The sequence below is a fragment of the uncultured Comamonas sp. genome, from assembly GCF_964277875.1.
Classification (GTDB): Bacteria; Pseudomonadota; Gammaproteobacteria; order Burkholderiales; family Burkholderiaceae_C; genus Comamonas; species Comamonas sediminis.
On the sequence record NZ_CAXYJV010000041.1, the window covers coordinates 198916 to 213508 of the forward strand.

Sequence of the window (14593 nt, forward strand, 5' to 3'; positions counted from 1 at the left end):
TGGCTGGAGATGCGGGCGATGCTATCACTGGTATTGCTTTGATTGATTTTTATTTGCAACCGGTTTGGGGGCCGTTACAGGGCGTTTTAAGAGGCGTGCCGTCCGGACCATCCTTTGCGCTTGCTCACACAATGCCTGGCCATCGCGTTGCGCTTCTGCTTTTTAAGGATGACCAGGCAGGTTGGGCACCGCTTCCTGGCCGCCACCCTCCGCCAGCAGCCACTGCCGCAGCTGCGCAAAAGCGGGAAACTGCATACGGTCGGGCCGGTAGCACAGGTAGTGGCCATGCTCGACGGCGGTGCTGCCGTCGAACGGCGTCACCAGCACACCCTCGGCCAGTTCGTCTTCGACGAGGATGAGCGGCACAAAGGCGATCCCCAACCCGCAGCGCGCCGCCTGGATCAAGGCCGAGTACTGCGCAAACCGTGGGCCGGTGATCAGCAACTGGTGGGTGATGCCATGGACTGCGGCCCACTGCGACCAGGCGCCCTGGGCTTCTTCATGGTGCAGCAAGGTATGGGCCAGCACATCGCTGGGGTTCTCGATCTTGTGCTTGCCCTGCATCAGCTCGCGGGAGGCGATCACCACGAACTCGCGCCCTGCGATGTATTCGTTCACCACGCCAGCGTAGTCAGCCGGGTTGTAGCGGATGGCGGCATCGACGTGGGCCGGCAGGTTCTCCAGCGGCGCCAGATGGCGGCTGAAGCTGAGCGTGGCGCGGGGATGGGCCTGGCGGAAGCGGGGCAGGCGGGGAATGAGCCAGCGCGTGAAAAACGTCGGCACGCAGCTGAGGGTCAGCACATGGGTGTCCGCGCCGGCGCGGGCCTCGTAGGTGGCGGTTTCGAGGTTGCGCAGGCTGCCGGTGATCTTGAGCCAATAGCTGCGGCCCACGGGTGTGAGCTCTACGCCGCGCCCCGCTTTTTGCAGCAGGGCGGTGCCCAGAAAGCTTTCCAGCGAGGCAATCTGCTTGCTCACGGCACTGGTGGTCACGCACAGCGAGGAGGCCGCCAGGGTCAGGCTGGAATGGCGGGCCACGGCGTCGAGCGCAAGCAGTTCCTGGATGGTGGGGCAGTCCCGTTTCATAGGTCTCGGTAAGTCGTTCTGTTGATGAAAAGTTGCGAGAACACTTTCCATTAATTCAATGATGAAGTGGCATTGTCACGCAGTTGCAATATCAATATAGAGGCCGATCGCTACACTAACATGTCTGAAAAGGAAAGTATTCGCTTTTACCGGGAGACAAGATGGTTCGTGGCATTGCCATTGTCTATGGCCTGTACCTGCTGCTGCCGATGGCATTGCTGGCGATCGGCAGCTTCGGGCAGAACTGGACCAACACACTGCTGCCTTCGGGTTTCACCGGGCAGTGGTACATGGAACTGTGGAGCGACCCGTCGTTCCGCAAAGGCTTCGTCTCCAGCCTGGTCGTCGCGCTGTCCACCTGCGCGATCAATGCGGTGCTGGCGCTGCCGCTGGCCTATTCGCTGCACCAGGGCGCAACGCGCGGGCGCGCCTTTGCGGCCCGCATCGTGAGCGCCATGCCCGTGGCAGTGCCCGCCATCACGCTCGGGTTCGGCTACATGGTTGTCTTCAACACCGATACCTTGCCCTGGCTGGGCAGCACACCGCTGCTGGTTGCTGCGCATGTGATCGCAACCTTGCCCTATCTCACCAACACCTTGCTGACCGATCTGCGCCACCTCGGCATCGAGCGGCTGGAGCAGGCGGCCGCCACCTTGGGGGCGGGCGAGTGGCAGCGCTTCAGCGGCATCGTGCTGCCGAGCCTGCGCCAGAGCATGCTGTCCGGTCTGGTGATGGTGGCGGCGCTGTCGATCGGGGAGTTCAACCTCTCCAATCTGCTGGTCGGTTTCCAGAACCGCACCTATCCGGTGGTGCTGCTGCAGGCCTTCTATGGCGCAACCGGCTTTGCCTGCGCCGCCACGGTGATCCTGCTGCTGCTGGCCAGCCTGGCCGCACTGCTGTCTTCTTCTCTTATGCGTAAATCCCCATGAGCCTGACTTTCGAGAACGTCAGTTACCGCTACCCCGGCAGCCAGCAAGGGCTGCACGAGGTGTCCTTCGACATTGGCCAGGGCGAGCTGGTGGCGGTGATCGGCCCCAGCGGCTCGGGCAAGTCCACCTTGCTCAAGCTGGTAGCGGGGCTGGAGACCGGCTACCAGGGCCGCATCGCACTGGCTGGCCAGGACATGGCGGGCACGCCGGTGCACCAGCGCGGCATCGGCATGGTGTTCCAGAGCTATGCGCTGTTTCCGCATCTGTCGGTGCGGGACAACGTGGCCTACGGGCTGGCGCTGCGCAAGATGCCAGCCGCACAGCGCCATGCCCGGGCGGCAGAGCTCTTGGAGGTGGTGGGCCTCTCCGATTTTGCGCAGCGCGGAGTGCAGCAGCTCTCCGGCGGGCAGCAGCAGCGGGTAGCGCTGGCGCGTGCGCTGGCCATCGATCCGCGTGCGCTGCTGCTGGATGAGCCGCTGTCTGCGCTGGATGCCAGCGTGCGGGGCCATCTGCGCGACCAGATCCGTGCGCTGCAGCAGCAGTTTGGCGCCACCACCTTGTTGGTCACCCACGACCAGGAAGAGGCGCTGGCCATGGCCGACCGGGTTGCGGTGCTCAAGGAAGGGCGGCTGCTGCAGATCGCCTCGCCCAAGGACATTTACGACATGCCAAACTGCCGCGCCGTGGCGGAGTTTGTGGGGCTATCGACCATTTTGGAAGGGCGGGTGGCCTCCAGCGGCCGCGTGGACTTTGGCTTTGCCGAGCTGTCCGTGCCCACCGGCACCCATCGCCCCGGGCACAAGGTGCCTGCGCTGATCCGCCCCGAGCATATCGAGCCAGACCCGCAGCCCGGGCAGACCAATACCTTGCAGGGGCGTCCGAGCGCCTGCCGCTATCTGGGTTCGCTCACGCGCTATGACTTCGAGGTGGCAGGTGCGCCACGCGCCTTCCTCGCGGAAGGCCGGCAGCCGGCACGCCAGGCCATTGCGATCGCGCCCGAGCATATTCGCCTGCTGGATGCCTGAGCACCGCACATCCGATCAAGACCCACCGACACCGTAATTTCAACGAAGGAAAACCGCTATGCAACGCCGACATCTCATCCAAGCCGCTGCTGCCTTGCCTCTGGCAGCCCTGGTCCAGCGCACATCGTGGGCGCAGGAGGGGGCCGAGCTCTATGCCGGAGAAAAAGAGCTCTACGACCTGGCCAAAAAAGAAGGTTTTTGCGTGTCCTTCGACACCGGTCCGGAATGGGCCAACTGGAAGGCCTTGTTTGCCGAGTTCAAGAAGCGCTACCCCGATGTCGAGCTGAGCTACAACGATCTGGGCTCGGCCGCCACGGTAGTCGCGCTGGAGAAGATGCGCCGCCGCCCCCAGGCAGACACGGCCTACTACTTCGCGGCCTCGGCCGTGGATGCCGCGAAAAAGGACGTGGTGGCACCGTTCAAGCCCATCCACTTCGACAAGTTGCCCGAGGTGTTCCGCGAGGCGGAAGGGCGCTGGTTCACCATCCATACCCTGAACATCGCCTTCCTGGTGAACAAGAAGCTGGTCAAGAATGTGCCCACCGGCTGGGCCGACCTGCTCAAGCCCGAGTACAAGAACAGCGTGACCTATCTGGACCCCCGCAGTGCCGGCGTGGGCCAGGTGCTGACCTTGGCCGCAGCCTATGGCAACGGCGGCAGCGTGGACAACGTCAAGCCCGGCACGGATTACCTGGGCAAGCTCCATGCCGCCGGCAATGTGCAGCGCGTGGAGGGCACGACCCCGTATGCCAAGTTCATCAAGGGCGAAATCCCGATCTGGATCGGCTACGAGAACGATGGCCTCAAGGCCAAGCATAACGATGGCATGGGCGACGCCTGCGAGGTCGTCATCCCCAAGGAAGCCAGCGTGGCCGCACCGTATGCCATCAGCCTGGTGAAGGGCGGCCCGAACCCGAACGCCGGCAAGCTGTGGCTGAACTTCATCATGAGCGACGCCGGCCAGCAGCTGTTCGCCAAGGGCTTTGTGCGGCCTGCAGTGCCTGGTGTCAAGCTGCCCGACGATGTGGCCAGCAAGCTGCCGGCAGCGGCGCAGATCCGTCCGCTCGATGTCATCAAGGCCTCGGCCAAGAAGGCCGAGATCGACCAGCTCTGGGCGCAGGCCACGCTGGGTCGCTCATGAGCGGGTGGATCCGCCGTTTTGGCGCCTGGCCGGCCTGGTGCTTCATGGCGCTGTTCTTCGTGCTGCCGCTGGCATCCTTGGTGCCTGAGGCCATGACGGACGGCGGCAGCGCCTTTGCCCGCTTGTGGAGCAATCCACTGCTGGGCCGGGCGGTGCTGAACACCCTGGTGCTGGGACTGACTGCCGGCGCAGTCTCCGGCCTGGTGGGCACGGTGATCGCCATTGAGTTGGGGCGCCAGCCGCTGCAGCGCCGGCGCTGGATGATGACCTTGCTGGGGCTGCCGCTGGCCTTCTCGGGCCTGGTGATCGCCTATGGCTTCATCCTGGCCTTTGGGCGCTCGGGCTTTGTCACGCAGTTGCTGGTGGCGCTTGGCCTGGATGGCGCTGCCGTGGGCAGCTGGATCTATGGCACGGTGGGCCTGGGCTGCGCCTATGCCTACTACCTGGTGCCCCGCGTGGCGCTGTCGCTCTACCCGGTGTTCGCCAACCTCGACCTGCGGCCGATGCTGGCAGCGCGCACCTTGGGCGCCACACGGTGGCGCGCGTTCCGCGACACGGTGGTAGCCGAGGTGGCGCCATCGGTGGTGTCCAACGCCTGCCTGGTGGCTGCCATTGCGATGGGCACCTACGGCACGGCGCTCGCGCTGGTGGGGACGCAGCTGAACATTCTTCCGCTGATGCTGTTTGCACAGGTCAGCGATGGCGGATCGGACCTGAGCGTCGCATCCGCCTTGTCATTGCTTTTGATGGCGCTGTGCGTCATCGTCATGGGATTGGGAGACGCGATTGCACGCCAACGTGAACAACATGCCGCAGGATCGCATTGATGCGCTCGGCTTGCCGCCCGGGCTGACCGAGGCGCTGCGGCGGCTGGCCCAGCACCAAGCCAGCCCGGCGCGCCACCGCCGGCCGGTGGGCGTCATCGGCCCGGGCGATGCCGATGGCCAGGTCTACGCCGATGCGCGGCTGATTGCCCGCGCGCTGGCCGCTGCCGGCATGGCGATTGTGTGCGGGGGGCGCGGCGGGGTGATGGCTGCGGCCTCACAAGGCGCCACCGAAGTGGGCGGGGTCGCCATCGGCATCCTGCCCGAAGAAGACGAGCGCCATGCGAATCCCTATCTCAGCGTGGCCTTGCCCACGGGCATCGGTGAAATGCGCAATGCCTTGATCGCCCGCAGCGCCATCTGCCTGGTGGCCGTGGGCTACAACATGGGCACGCTTTCCGAGATGGCGCTGGGCCTGAAGTGGGAGCGCCCGGTCTTCGTGCTGCACGGCGAGCTGTCCTTGCCCGGCGCGGTCGAGGTGGCGGATGTGCAGCAGATGCTGGGCTGCGTCGTGGACTGCCTTTTGGGCGATGCCGCGTCTGCGTGAATGGCGGCAATGCGCTCGTGAGGCCGCCTACACCTCCCGGTGCAGAAATTGCTTTCTGTAGCTCGCGGGCGAAATCGAAAACATCCGCGTGAACTGCAGGCGAAATGACACCGTGGAGCCAAAGCCTGCTGTCTCCGCCACCTGGTCGATGGAGCCGTCACCGCGCTCGAGCAGGCGCTGGGCGACGGCCAGTCGTTGGTGCAGCAGCCATTGCACGACGGTAGCGCCGGTCTTGCGCTTGAAGTGGCGGCTGAAGTTGCGGGCGCTCATATGGGCCTTCTGGGCCAGCTGTTCCACATTGATGGGTTCGTTGAGATGGGCCATGGCCCAGTCAAGCGCTGCGGACACGGCATCCGGGCGCTCGGTCTCGGACAGCGGCATCTCGATGTACTGGGACTGGTTGCCATGGCGGTGCGGAGCAACGACCAGGCGGCGCGCCACCCGGTTGGCAATTTCTGCGCCATGGTCCAGGCGGATCAGGTGCAGGCAGCAGTCAATGGCGGCGGCCGTGCCGGCCGACGTGGTGATATTGCCGTCGTCGGTGTAGAGCGCATGGCGGTCGAGCTTGACGTCGGGATGGTCCTTGGCGAAATCATCGGCCCAGGCCCAGTGCGTCGAAGCCGAGCGGCCCTGCAGCAGACCGGCCTGGGCCAGCACAAAGGTGCCCAGGCACAGGCCCACGACCCGCGCGCCACGCGCATGGGCCTGCTGCAGCGCGGCCAGCATCGCGGCCGAGGGCTGCGCGTCCGGTGAACTCCAGGACGGAATGATGACGGTATCGGCCTGCTCCAGAGCGGCTAGGTCGTGCTCGACCTGAATCGCGAATCCGGACAGGGTGGACACAGCACCGGTGCGCTCCGCGCAGACCCGCAACTCGTAGCGCGGGGCACCCAGGCGCAGCAAATCGTCGCCGAACACGATGCAGGGGACGGACAAATGGAAGGGGCTGATGCCGTCGTAGGCAATCACAGCAATCGTGTGCATGGCATGGAAAGGGTGGATTTGGCCGGATCTTATCGCATCTTGTCTATTTGGCTACTTTTGCATTTTCTGCAGATCAACAGAATAGAGCCATCGATTCAGACAAACTTGAAGGCATTACTAGTCAGGATCGAAGAGCTTATTCAATCGTTTAATACTAGGAGTTAATGATGAAGTTTTCCATCGCTGCTGCCGTGTTGGCCACCTCTTCGCTGATCGCCTGCGCCGCAGGTGCTGCTGACGGCCTGGTCTCCGTTCCTGTATCGCAGCTCAAGTGGACGGAGCTGGCGGGCTCGGGCGGCATCAAGTATGCCAATCTGCGCGGTGACCTGACGGGTAAGGAAGCCTACGAAGCCTTTGTGCTGTTTCCTGCAGGCCGCGACAATCCCACTCACCACCATACCAAGTCGCTGCCCACCGTGGTCGTGCAAGGCACCTTCTATGCGGTGATCGATGGCAAGCGTACCGAATACCCCGCCGGCTCTTTCTATGATCTGCCTGCCGGTTTGATCCATGAAAGCGGCTGCGTGGCCGGTATGGACTGCCTGCTGTTTCAATACCAGAGCGGTGGTTTTGATTTGGTCGCTAAATAATATATTTATGCAAGCGAATGGATTTACTGCGCAAGCAGTAAGTTCCTCGCGCAGGGATATAAAAAAAATGGCAGCCTCGGCTGCCATTTTTTATGTCCGGGACGGAGCCCCGGCGTGCACTTTACAGTGGCACATCAGTCTGCGGTAGGGGGCACGTAGCCGGCTGCCGCATCGGCGCCTTCGCCGAAGAAATGGTTTTCCATCTGGCGGGCCAGGTACTGGCGGGCGCGCTGGTCGGCCAGATTCAGGCGGTTTTCATTGACCAGCATCGTCTGGTGCTTGAGCCAGCCAGCCCAGGCTTCCTTGCTGACGTTTTCCCACAGGCGCTTGCCCAGTTCACCAGGGTAGGGGGGAAAGTCGAGGCCCTCGGCTTCTTTGTGCAGTTTGACGCAGTTGACCATACGTGCCATGGGAGATGCTTCCTTCGTTGGGTTGACGCTGATGCACTGGCGGTGCTCGCCCGATGCTGCCGCAGTCTGCCGGCCATCGCCAGACACTGCCTGCTTTGCCCGCACTTCCACCAGGGTTGGGGTGCGGGCGAGCCTCCTGCTTGCCAGCCCGTCACCGGGCCCAGCCACTGCGATTTCGCGTCTTGTTAATAAGTTCCAGTTATAAAAAACTGAATTAATAGTAGTTTGAGTTTTTATGGCGGCGTTTCAGAATGTGTTCAGGCCTCAAGCCCTACGACTTTTGCCATTCTGAAAGTGTTCCATGCAACAACGCCGCCACTTTATCAAGTTTCCGATAGCCGCAGCCGCAGTCGCGTCTCTGATGGCGCTTGCGCCTGCCGTTTTCAGCAGCGCGGCCCATGCCCAGGCGCCAGCCCCGGTGACCTTGCTCAATGTCTCTTACGACCCGACGCGTGAGCTGTACAACCAGTTCAACCAGGCTTTTGCCAAGCACTGGAAGGATACGACCGGCCAGACCGTGACCATCAAGCAGTCGCATGGCGGCTCCGGCAAGCAAGGGCGCGCGATCATTGACGGCATCGAGGCTGACGTGGCAACGCTGGCGTTGGCGGGGGACATCGATGCACTGCACAAATATGGCCAGCTGGTGCCCGCCGATTGGCAAAAGCGCTTGCCGCTGAACAGCGCGCCTTACACCTCGACCATTGTGTTCCTGGTCAAAAAAGGCAATCCCAAGGGCATCAAGGACTGGGGCGATCTGATCAAGCCGGACGTGAAGGTGATTACGCCCAACCCCAAGACCAGTGGCGGCGCGCGCTGGAACTACCTGGCTGCCTGGGAGTTTGGCAAGCGCAACTATGGCGGTGAAGCAGGTGCCAAGGACTACATCACCAAGCTGTTCAAGAATGTGCCGATTCTCGACACCGGCGCGCGCGGCTCGACGGTGACCTTTGTGCAGCGGGGCCAGGGCGATGTGCTGCTGGCCTGGGAAAACGAAGCCTACCTGGCACTGAAGGAATTCGGGCCCGAGAAGTTCGAGATCGTGACGCCTTCGCTGTCGATCCTGGCCGAGCCCACGGTGACTGTCGTGGACAAGGTGGTCGACAAGCGCGGCACCCGCAAGATTGCCGAGGCCTACCTGCAGTACCTGTACTCCGACGAAGGCCAGGACATTGCCGGCCGCAATTTCTACCGCCCCACTGCCGAAGCGGCCAAGGCCAAGTACGCCAGCCAGTTTGCCAACCTGAAGCTCTTCACCATCGATGACGCTTTCGGTGGCTGGACCAAGGCAGATGCTGCGCACTTTGCCGACGGCGGCAGCTTTGACCAGATCTACACCAAGAAATAAGCAAGGACGCTCAACAATCCGCCAGGTCATCCCCTGGCGGTTGGTCCATAAAGGTGAATGTTATGAATTTTCAGCAACTGCGGGCCGTGCGTGAGGCCGCCCGCAATGGCTACAACCTGACCGAGGTGGCGCATGTGCTCTACACCTCGCAACCAGGTGTCAGCCGCCAGATCCGCGAATTGGAAGACGAGCTGGGCGTGGATATCTTCATCCGCGCCGGCAAGCGTCTGACCGGGCTGACCCCGCCGGGCGAGGCCATCTTGCCGATCGTGGACCGTTTGCTGCTGGAGTCCGAAAACCTGCGCCGCGCCGGTGCCGATTTCCATGCGAGCCGCAGCGGTCAGCTGAGCATTGCCGCCACCCACTCGCAGGCCCGCTATGCGCTGCCGCTGGTGGTGCGCGATTTTCGTGAGCAGTTTCCGGATGTGGCCCTGCACCTGCACCAGGGCTCACCGCGCCAGGTGGCCGAGATGCTGCTGAGCGGTGCGGCCGATATCGGCGTGGCCACCGAGGCCCTGACCGGCTATGCCAGCCTGGCCACCTTGCCGGGCTACCGCTGGACGCACTCGGTCGTCGTGCCGCCCGGTCACCCCTTGCTGGCCCAGCAGGAGTCCGGCCGGCCGCTGACCCTGCAGTCGCTGGTGCGTTTTCCGATCATCACCTATGAGCAGGGCTATACCGGCCGCTCGCACATCGATGAATCCTTTGCCGCCGCCGAGGTCACACCCAATGTGGTGCTGACCGCGATGGATGCGGACGTGATCAAGACCTATGTCGAGCTGGGCATGGGCATTGGCATCGTGGCCTCGATCGCGTTTGACGAGGAGCGCGACCGCAACCTGCGGGCGATTGATGCCGGTCATCTGTTCAAGGTCAACACCACCCGCATCGCACTGCGCAAGGGCGTGTGGTTGCGCGCCTACGCGTTGCAGTTCATCGAGAGCTTTGTGCCAACCTTGAAGCGCGAAGTGGTCTTGCAGGCGGTGTCCGCTACCGCACCGGACGAAGCGGCAGCCGCTGCCAGCGCCCAGAAAGCGGCTTGAGCGCGCTGGCTCATACGCGAAGGTGATGGTGGCTGACAAGAATGGAAACAAAGTTTTCCATATGCGCAGGCTATGATGCACGTTTTCAACGTGTAGATGAGGAGATAGCGAATGCGCACAACTTTGATGCTCACCGGTCTGGTGGCCGCCATGGCCCTGGCCGGCTGCAAGACCATGGACGCGGGCAACCTGAGCGGGCTGATGGACTCCGGCTCCACCGCAATGAAGGCCATGACATTGACCGATGGCGATGTCGTGGCCTTGTCCAATGAATCCTGCGCCGCGCTGGACCAACAAAACAAGCTCGCACCCGCGAACAACAAATACAGCCAGCGTCTGGCCAAGGTCGTGGCCAAGATGCCGCAAGAGGTAGAAGGCAAGAAGGCCGACTACAAGGTCTACCTGACCAGCGATGTGAATGCCTGGGCGATGGCCAATGGCTGCATCCGCGTCTACAGCGGCCTGATGGACCTGATGAACGACGACGAACTGCGTGGCGTGATCGGCCATGAAATCGGCCACGTGGCCTTGGGCCACAGCAAGCGCCGCATGCAGACGGCCTATGCCACATCGGCCGCACGCCAGATTGCTGCCAACAGCGGCAATGCCACCTTGGCATCGCTGTCGAGCTCGCAAGCGGGCGAGCTGGGGGAGAAGTTCATCCATGCGCAGTTCTCGCAGGCCAACGAGTCTGCCGCCGATAACTACTCCTTTGACCTGCTCACCAAGCAAAAGATGGAACGCAAAGGCCTTGTCACGGCCTTCCAGAAACTGGCCAAGCTGAGCGGCGGTGGCGGCGGATCTCTGATGGATTCGCACCCCCCATCGGAAGCCCGCGCCAAGGCGATGCAGGCACGACTGGACAGCGGCAAGTAAATCTCCGCAACGCAAAGGACTGGCAGGCTGCAAGGCAGCTGACCAGTCCTTTTTTGCGTCTGCACATCGCGGAGGGGCCTGCCGCCGGTGCTTGTGTGACGCCGCTGCACAGCGCGGGCTGCTATGCTGGCAGCCCAACTCCAAGAGATTTTATGCAGTTACTGTTGTTGAGCAACTCCCGTGCCCCGGATGGCGGCTACCTGACTTTTTGCCGCGATGCGCTGGCAGCGCAGATGCAGGGCGTGCAAAAAGCACTGTTCGTGCCCTTTGCCGGTGTCACCCTGAGCTGGGATGATTACGCTGCGCAGGTGCAGGACGCCATGGCACACACCGGCGTTCAGTTGGTGGGCGCGCACAGGGATGACGCCCTGGTCCAGTTTTTGGCTGGGGATATTCAAGCGGTGATCGTAGGCGGCGGCAATACCTTCCAGCTGCTGGCCGAATGCCGCAAACGGGGCTGGCTGGTGCGCATTGGCGATGCGGTGCGCTCGGGGCGCATGTCGTACACCGGCTGGAGTGCTGGCGCCAATCTGGCGGGGCTGACGATCAACACCACCAATGACATGCCTATCGTCGACCCCCAAGGCTTTAGCGCGCTGGGCCTGGTGCCGTTTTGCATCAACCCCCACTACAACAACAGCCTGCCGCCCGGCCACCAGGGCGAAACGCGCGACCAGCGCCTGGCAGAGTTCCTGATCGCCAACCCGGACAAGCTGGTGGTGGCGTTGCCCGAGGGCAGCTGGCTGCGGGTGCAGGGCGGCCAGGCCCAGGTGGCGGGGCAGTTTGCAGCCAAGCGCTTTGCAGTGGGCAAGCCGGTCGAGGACCTGCCCGTAGGGGCTGCGCTGAACGTCTAGTACTTAGACGCGCTCAAAGATGGCGGCAATACCCTGGCCGCCGCCAATGCACATGGTAACCAGCGCATAGCGGCCACCGGTGCGGTGCAGCTCATCGATGGCCTTGACGGTGATGATCGCGCCGGTCGCTCCAATCGGGTGGCCCAGCGAAATGCCCGAACCATTGGGGTTGACCTTGGCTGGGTCGGCGCCCAGGCCCTTGGTCACCGCGCAGGCTTGCGCGGCAAAGGCTTCGTTGGCTTCGATCACATCCATCTGGTCCAGCTTGAGGCCGGTCTTGGCCAGCACGGCCTTGGACGCCGGCACCGGGCCAATGCCCATGATCTTGGGGTCGACACCCGCATGCGCATAGCCCACCAGACGGGCCAGCGGCTTGGCGCCACGCGCGTTGGCGGCGGCCGCTTCCATCAGCACCACGGCGGCTGCGGCGTCATTGATGCCGGAGGCATTGGCGGCGGTGACGGTGCCGTCTTCCTTGATGAAGACGGGCTTCATCTTCTGAAAGTCTTCGATCTTGGCGCCGGCGCGGAAGTGCTCGTCCTTGTCAAAGCGGATGTCACCCTTCTTGCTTTTCAGGATGACCGGCACGATCTGGCCGGCAAAGCGGTTCTCTGCCCAGGCCTGCTCGGCGCGCTGGTGGCTGCTCAAGGCCAACTGGTCCTGGTCATCGCGGCTGACGCCAAATTCCTTGGCCACGTTCTCGGCGGTCACGCCCATATGGATGTTGTGGAAGGGGTCGTGCAGCGCGCCGGTCATCATGTCGATCATTTTGAAATCGCCCATGCGTGCGCCCCAGCGGCTGGTGGTGCTGGCGTACGGTGCGCGGCTCATGTTTTCTGCTCCGGCACCGATCGCCACGTCGTAGTCGCCCAGCAGAATGCCCTGGCTGGCCGTCACAATCGCCTGCAGGCCCGAGCCGCAGAGGCGGTTGACGTTCATCGCCGGCGTCTCCTGCGGGCAGCCGCCCTGGATGGCGGCCACGCGGCTCAGGTACATGTCCTTGGGTTCCGTATTGACCACGTGGCCGAAGACCACATGGCCCACATCCTTGCCTTCAATGCCGGCGCGGGCCAGCGACTCCTTGACGACCAGCGCGCCCAGCTCGGTCGGTGGAACATCCTTGAGGCTGCCGCCAAAGGTGCCGATGGCAGTGCGCACGGCGCTGCAGACAAGTACTTCACGGGACATGGAAAGGTCTCCTGTTTAAATGGATAGAGGCATGCAAATGTTGCCTTGCAGCATTATTGCCACCCAGCCCGCCGCTGTGTCAACCAGAGAAGGCGAGCACGCACCTTGGTGACAGTCCACGACGGGCTGGGAGCGTCCAGTGCGCTCCGTCGTTCAAGGCTCACGGACGTCGGCGATCACGTTCTGGCCAAAGTCGGCGCGGTCCAGCCAGCCCAGCACCTTGGCAGCGGCTTCTTCAGGGCTGCTGAGTTTGCCGCCTTCATGCAGGCCCTTGAAGTTGCCTACATCGGGGAAGGCGCCCGCATCGGCACTGCGCAGCTGCACCTGCATGTCGGTGTCGATCACGCCGGGTGCGAGCGAGACGATCTTGGCGCCATGGGGCTTGTGGGCTTCTTCCAGCGCCACGCAGCGCGCATAGGCATCCATGCCGGCCTTGGCGGTGCAGTAGGCAGCCTGCGATGCCATCGGGCGGCGGCCCAGGCCGGAGGACACATTCAGCACTTTCCTGGGCACGGTCCAGCTGTCGGTGGCGCCCAGGAACACGCCAGTCAGCGCCATCGGTGCCTCCAGCCCTACGCGCAGTGCATTGCGCAGATCGGGCGTGGCCAGGTCCGACAGCGGCGCGATCTGCGGAATCACGCCAGCGTTGTTGATCAGAGTGATGCTGGCCCAGTCGGTGGCCTTCAGGCGGCGCAGCCAGTCGCCCAGGCGCTGGGCTGCGGCATCGGTATCGCCCAGGTCCTGCTCCCACTGAATGAGCTGGTCAGGCGTTGGAGCGGCAGCGGCCAGCGCGCTGGAGATGCTGCGCGCGATGCTCAGCACGGTATGGCCCTTGGCCAGAAGTTGCCGGCCCATGGCCAGGCCCATGCCGCGCGATCCGCCGGTCAGGATGGTGAGGTGTTTGGTGGTCATAACCGGCTATCGTAACGGCAGTTGGGCCTGGGCGTTACGGCGTTTTTCCCGGATGCCTGCACAGGCGTGGCGGCTTGGTTAGGATCAGCAGCTTTGGAACGACAAAGACAAAGGAAGCACAGCATGAACCAATCCAAAGTAGCCATCGTGATCGCCGGTGGATCCGGCATGGGCGCAGCGGCAGCACGCCAGTTGCACCAGGCCGGCTATGCGCTGGGCATTTTGTCGTCCTCGGGCAAGGGCGAGGCGCTGGCTCAGGAGCTGGGCGGTGTCGGCGTGACGGGGTCCAACCAGAATGTGGCCGACATGCAAAAGCTGGTGGATGCGGTGATGGCGCGCTACGGCCGCATCGATGTGCTGGTCAATGGCGCCGGCCACGGCCCCAAGGGTGACCTGCTGTCGATCAGCGATGAGGACTGGATCAAGGGCCTGGAGGTCTATTTCCTGAACGTGGTGCGTGCCACGCGCCTGGTCGCTCCCATCATGCAAAAGCAGGGCGGCGGCGCGATCATCAATATCTCGTCCGCCTGGGCGTTCGAGCCGGCAGCGCTGTTCCCGACCTCGGCCATGGCGCGCTCCGGGCTGGCGGCCTTCACGAAGATCTTCTGCGATGAATATGGCCAGCACAATATCCGCATGAACAACGTGCTGCCTGGCTGGATCGACAGCCTGCCCAAGAAGGACGAGCGCCAGGCGGCCGTGCCGCTGCAGCGCTACGGCAAGGCCGATGAGATTGGCGCCACCGTAGCCTTTCTGGCCTCCGACGGTGCGGCCTACATCACCGGCCAGAACATCCGCGTCGATGGCGGCCTGATGCGCCACGTCTAAGACGGCCAGGC

At 63.4% G+C, this 14593-nt stretch carries 16 protein-coding genes; 11 read left to right on the top strand and 5 right to left on the bottom strand.

The window, feature by feature from the left end; translation table 11 throughout:
• Window positions 1-162: 162 nt before the first annotated feature.
• The gene (locus ACHWUQ_RS16400) at window positions 163-1083 is read right to left on the bottom strand and encodes a LysR substrate-binding domain-containing protein (RefSeq protein WP_394681774.1); all 921 of its coding nucleotides are present in this window, start codon (window positions 1081-1083) and stop codon (window positions 163-165) included.
• A 161-nt stretch (window positions 1084-1244) separates the two neighbouring features.
• Here ACHWUQ_RS16400 and ACHWUQ_RS16405 point away from each other — a divergent pair, with 161 nt between their 5' ends.
• From ACHWUQ_RS16405 to ACHWUQ_RS16425, 5 genes are read left to right on the top strand one after another with little or no spacing between them, the layout of a single operon-like run.
• A complete protein-coding gene (locus ACHWUQ_RS16405; RefSeq protein ID WP_394681775.1) occupies window positions 1245-2012 on the top strand; it encodes an ABC transporter permease in 768 nt (255 codons plus the stop codon).
• The gene (locus ACHWUQ_RS16410; RefSeq protein ID WP_394681776.1) at window positions 2009-3037 is read left to right on the top strand and encodes an ABC transporter ATP-binding protein; all 1029 of its coding nucleotides are present in this window, start codon (window positions 2009-2011) and stop codon (window positions 3035-3037) included. The genes ACHWUQ_RS16405 and ACHWUQ_RS16410 overlap by 4 nt, the downstream gene beginning before the upstream one ends.
• A 58-nt stretch (window positions 3038-3095) precedes the next feature.
• Complete coding sequence (locus tag ACHWUQ_RS16415; RefSeq protein WP_394681777.1) at window positions 3096-4178, top strand: extracellular solute-binding protein; 1083 nt, start codon at window positions 3096-3098, stop codon at window positions 4176-4178.
• Window positions 4175-5005, top strand: coding sequence for an ABC transporter permease subunit (locus ACHWUQ_RS16420; RefSeq protein ID WP_312457565.1), 831 nt, complete (start codon window positions 4175-4177; stop codon window positions 5003-5005). Before ACHWUQ_RS16415 ends, ACHWUQ_RS16420 begins: the two co-directional genes overlap by 4 nt.
• Window positions 4986-5549, top strand: a complete 564-nt coding sequence (locus ACHWUQ_RS16425) for a lysine decarboxylase (protein ID WP_394681778.1) — start codon at window positions 4986-4988, stop codon at window positions 5547-5549. The genes ACHWUQ_RS16420 and ACHWUQ_RS16425 overlap by 20 nt, the downstream gene beginning before the upstream one ends.
• Before the next feature lie 27 nt (window positions 5550-5576).
• Here the strand turns inward: ACHWUQ_RS16425 and ACHWUQ_RS16430 are convergent, their stop codons facing one another.
• Window positions 5577-6533, bottom strand: coding sequence for a GlxA family transcriptional regulator (locus ACHWUQ_RS16430; protein ID WP_394681779.1), 957 nt, complete (start codon window positions 6531-6533; stop codon window positions 5577-5579).
• 167 nt (window positions 6534-6700) lie between these two features.
• Here ACHWUQ_RS16430 and ACHWUQ_RS16435 point away from each other — a divergent pair, with 167 nt between their 5' ends.
• Complete coding sequence (locus ACHWUQ_RS16435) at window positions 6701-7123, top strand: cupin domain-containing protein (RefSeq protein WP_312836495.1); 423 nt, start codon at window positions 6701-6703, stop codon at window positions 7121-7123.
• Window positions 7124-7257: 134 nt separating this feature from the next.
• Here the strand turns inward: ACHWUQ_RS16435 and ACHWUQ_RS16440 are convergent, their stop codons facing one another.
• Complete coding sequence (locus ACHWUQ_RS16440; protein WP_133856086.1) at window positions 7258-7533, bottom strand: oxidative damage protection protein; 276 nt, start codon at window positions 7531-7533, stop codon at window positions 7258-7260.
• Window positions 7534-7834: 301 nt separating this feature from the next.
• Here ACHWUQ_RS16440 and ACHWUQ_RS16445 point away from each other — a divergent pair, with 301 nt between their 5' ends.
• The 4 genes from ACHWUQ_RS16445 to pepE all read left to right on the top strand — a co-directional run bounded on the left by ACHWUQ_RS16445 (window position 7835) and on the right by pepE (window position 11654).
• Window positions 7835-8881 (top strand): sulfate ABC transporter substrate-binding protein, encoded by a 1047-nt coding sequence (locus ACHWUQ_RS16445; RefSeq protein WP_305852724.1) that lies wholly within the window; start codon window positions 7835-7837, stop codon window positions 8879-8881.
• A gap of 62 nt (window positions 8882-8943) precedes the next feature.
• On the top strand, window positions 8944-9924 hold the full coding sequence (locus ACHWUQ_RS16450) for a CysB family HTH-type transcriptional regulator (RefSeq protein WP_312457625.1): 981 nt from the start codon (window positions 8944-8946) through the stop codon (window positions 9922-9924).
• Between the two features lie 111 nt (window positions 9925-10035).
• On the top strand, window positions 10036-10800 hold the full coding sequence (locus ACHWUQ_RS16455; RefSeq protein ID WP_394681780.1) for a M48 family metalloprotease: 765 nt from the start codon (window positions 10036-10038) through the stop codon (window positions 10798-10800).
• A 152-nt stretch (window positions 10801-10952) separates the two neighbouring features.
• On the top strand, window positions 10953-11654 hold the full coding sequence (pepE, locus tag ACHWUQ_RS16460; protein WP_394681781.1) for a dipeptidase PepE: 702 nt from the start codon (window positions 10953-10955) through the stop codon (window positions 11652-11654).
• 3 nt (window positions 11655-11657) lie between these two features.
• Here pepE and bktB read toward each other — a convergent pair whose 3' ends face one another.
• Together bktB and ACHWUQ_RS16470 are read right to left on the bottom strand one after the other, a co-directional pair.
• Window positions 11658-12842, bottom strand: coding sequence for a beta-ketothiolase BktB (gene bktB, locus ACHWUQ_RS16465; RefSeq protein ID WP_394681782.1), 1185 nt, complete (start codon window positions 12840-12842; stop codon window positions 11658-11660).
• A 153-nt stretch (window positions 12843-12995) separates the two neighbouring features.
• The gene (locus ACHWUQ_RS16470; protein ID WP_394681783.1) at window positions 12996-13754 is read right to left on the bottom strand and encodes an SDR family NAD(P)-dependent oxidoreductase; all 759 of its coding nucleotides are present in this window, start codon (window positions 13752-13754) and stop codon (window positions 12996-12998) included.
• 123 nt (window positions 13755-13877) lie between these two features.
• On the opposite strand from ACHWUQ_RS16470, the gene ACHWUQ_RS16475 reads away from it, so the two are divergent.
• Window positions 13878-14582 (top strand): SDR family oxidoreductase, encoded by a 705-nt coding sequence (locus ACHWUQ_RS16475; RefSeq protein ID WP_312457672.1) that lies wholly within the window; start codon window positions 13878-13880, stop codon window positions 14580-14582.
• Window positions 14583-14593 lie beyond the last annotated feature (11 nt).

What these genes read in the sequence shown, in the direction of transcription:
- ACHWUQ_RS16400 (WP_394681774.1), bottom strand. Translation starts at nt 1,083, where the DNA reads ATGAAACGGGACTGCCCCACCATCCAGGAACTGCTTGCGCTCGACGCC.
- ACHWUQ_RS16405 (WP_394681775.1), top strand. Translation starts at nt 1,245, where the DNA reads ATGGTTCGTGGCATTGCCATTGTCTATGGCCTGTACCTGCTGCTGCCG.
- ACHWUQ_RS16410 (WP_394681776.1), top strand. Translation starts at nt 2,009, where the DNA reads ATGAGCCTGACTTTCGAGAACGTCAGTTACCGCTACCCCGGCAGCCAG.
- ACHWUQ_RS16415 (WP_394681777.1), top strand. Translation starts at nt 3,096, where the DNA reads ATGCAACGCCGACATCTCATCCAAGCCGCTGCTGCCTTGCCTCTGGCA.
- ACHWUQ_RS16420 (WP_312457565.1), top strand. Translation starts at nt 4,175, where the DNA reads ATGAGCGGGTGGATCCGCCGTTTTGGCGCCTGGCCGGCCTGGTGCTTC.
- ACHWUQ_RS16425 (WP_394681778.1), top strand. Translation starts at nt 4,986, where the DNA reads ATGCCGCAGGATCGCATTGATGCGCTCGGCTTGCCGCCCGGGCTGACC.
- ACHWUQ_RS16430 (WP_394681779.1), bottom strand. Translation starts at nt 6,533, where the DNA reads ATGCACACGATTGCTGTGATTGCCTACGACGGCATCAGCCCCTTCCAT.
- ACHWUQ_RS16435 (WP_312836495.1), top strand. Translation starts at nt 6,701, where the DNA reads ATGAAGTTTTCCATCGCTGCTGCCGTGTTGGCCACCTCTTCGCTGATC.
- ACHWUQ_RS16440 (WP_133856086.1), bottom strand. Translation starts at nt 7,533, where the DNA reads ATGGCACGTATGGTCAACTGCGTCAAACTGCACAAAGAAGCCGAGGGC.
- ACHWUQ_RS16445 (WP_305852724.1), top strand. Translation starts at nt 7,835, where the DNA reads ATGCAACAACGCCGCCACTTTATCAAGTTTCCGATAGCCGCAGCCGCA.
- ACHWUQ_RS16450 (WP_312457625.1), top strand. Translation starts at nt 8,944, where the DNA reads ATGAATTTTCAGCAACTGCGGGCCGTGCGTGAGGCCGCCCGCAATGGC.
- ACHWUQ_RS16455 (WP_394681780.1), top strand. Translation starts at nt 10,036, where the DNA reads ATGCGCACAACTTTGATGCTCACCGGTCTGGTGGCCGCCATGGCCCTG.
- pepE (WP_394681781.1), top strand. Translation starts at nt 10,953, where the DNA reads ATGCAGTTACTGTTGTTGAGCAACTCCCGTGCCCCGGATGGCGGCTAC.
- bktB (WP_394681782.1), bottom strand. Translation starts at nt 12,842, where the DNA reads ATGTCCCGTGAAGTACTTGTCTGCAGCGCCGTGCGCACTGCCATCGGC.
- ACHWUQ_RS16470 (WP_394681783.1), bottom strand. Translation starts at nt 13,754, where the DNA reads ATGACCACCAAACACCTCACCATCCTGACCGGCGGATCGCGCGGCATG.
- ACHWUQ_RS16475 (WP_312457672.1), top strand. Translation starts at nt 13,878, where the DNA reads ATGAACCAATCCAAAGTAGCCATCGTGATCGCCGGTGGATCCGGCATG.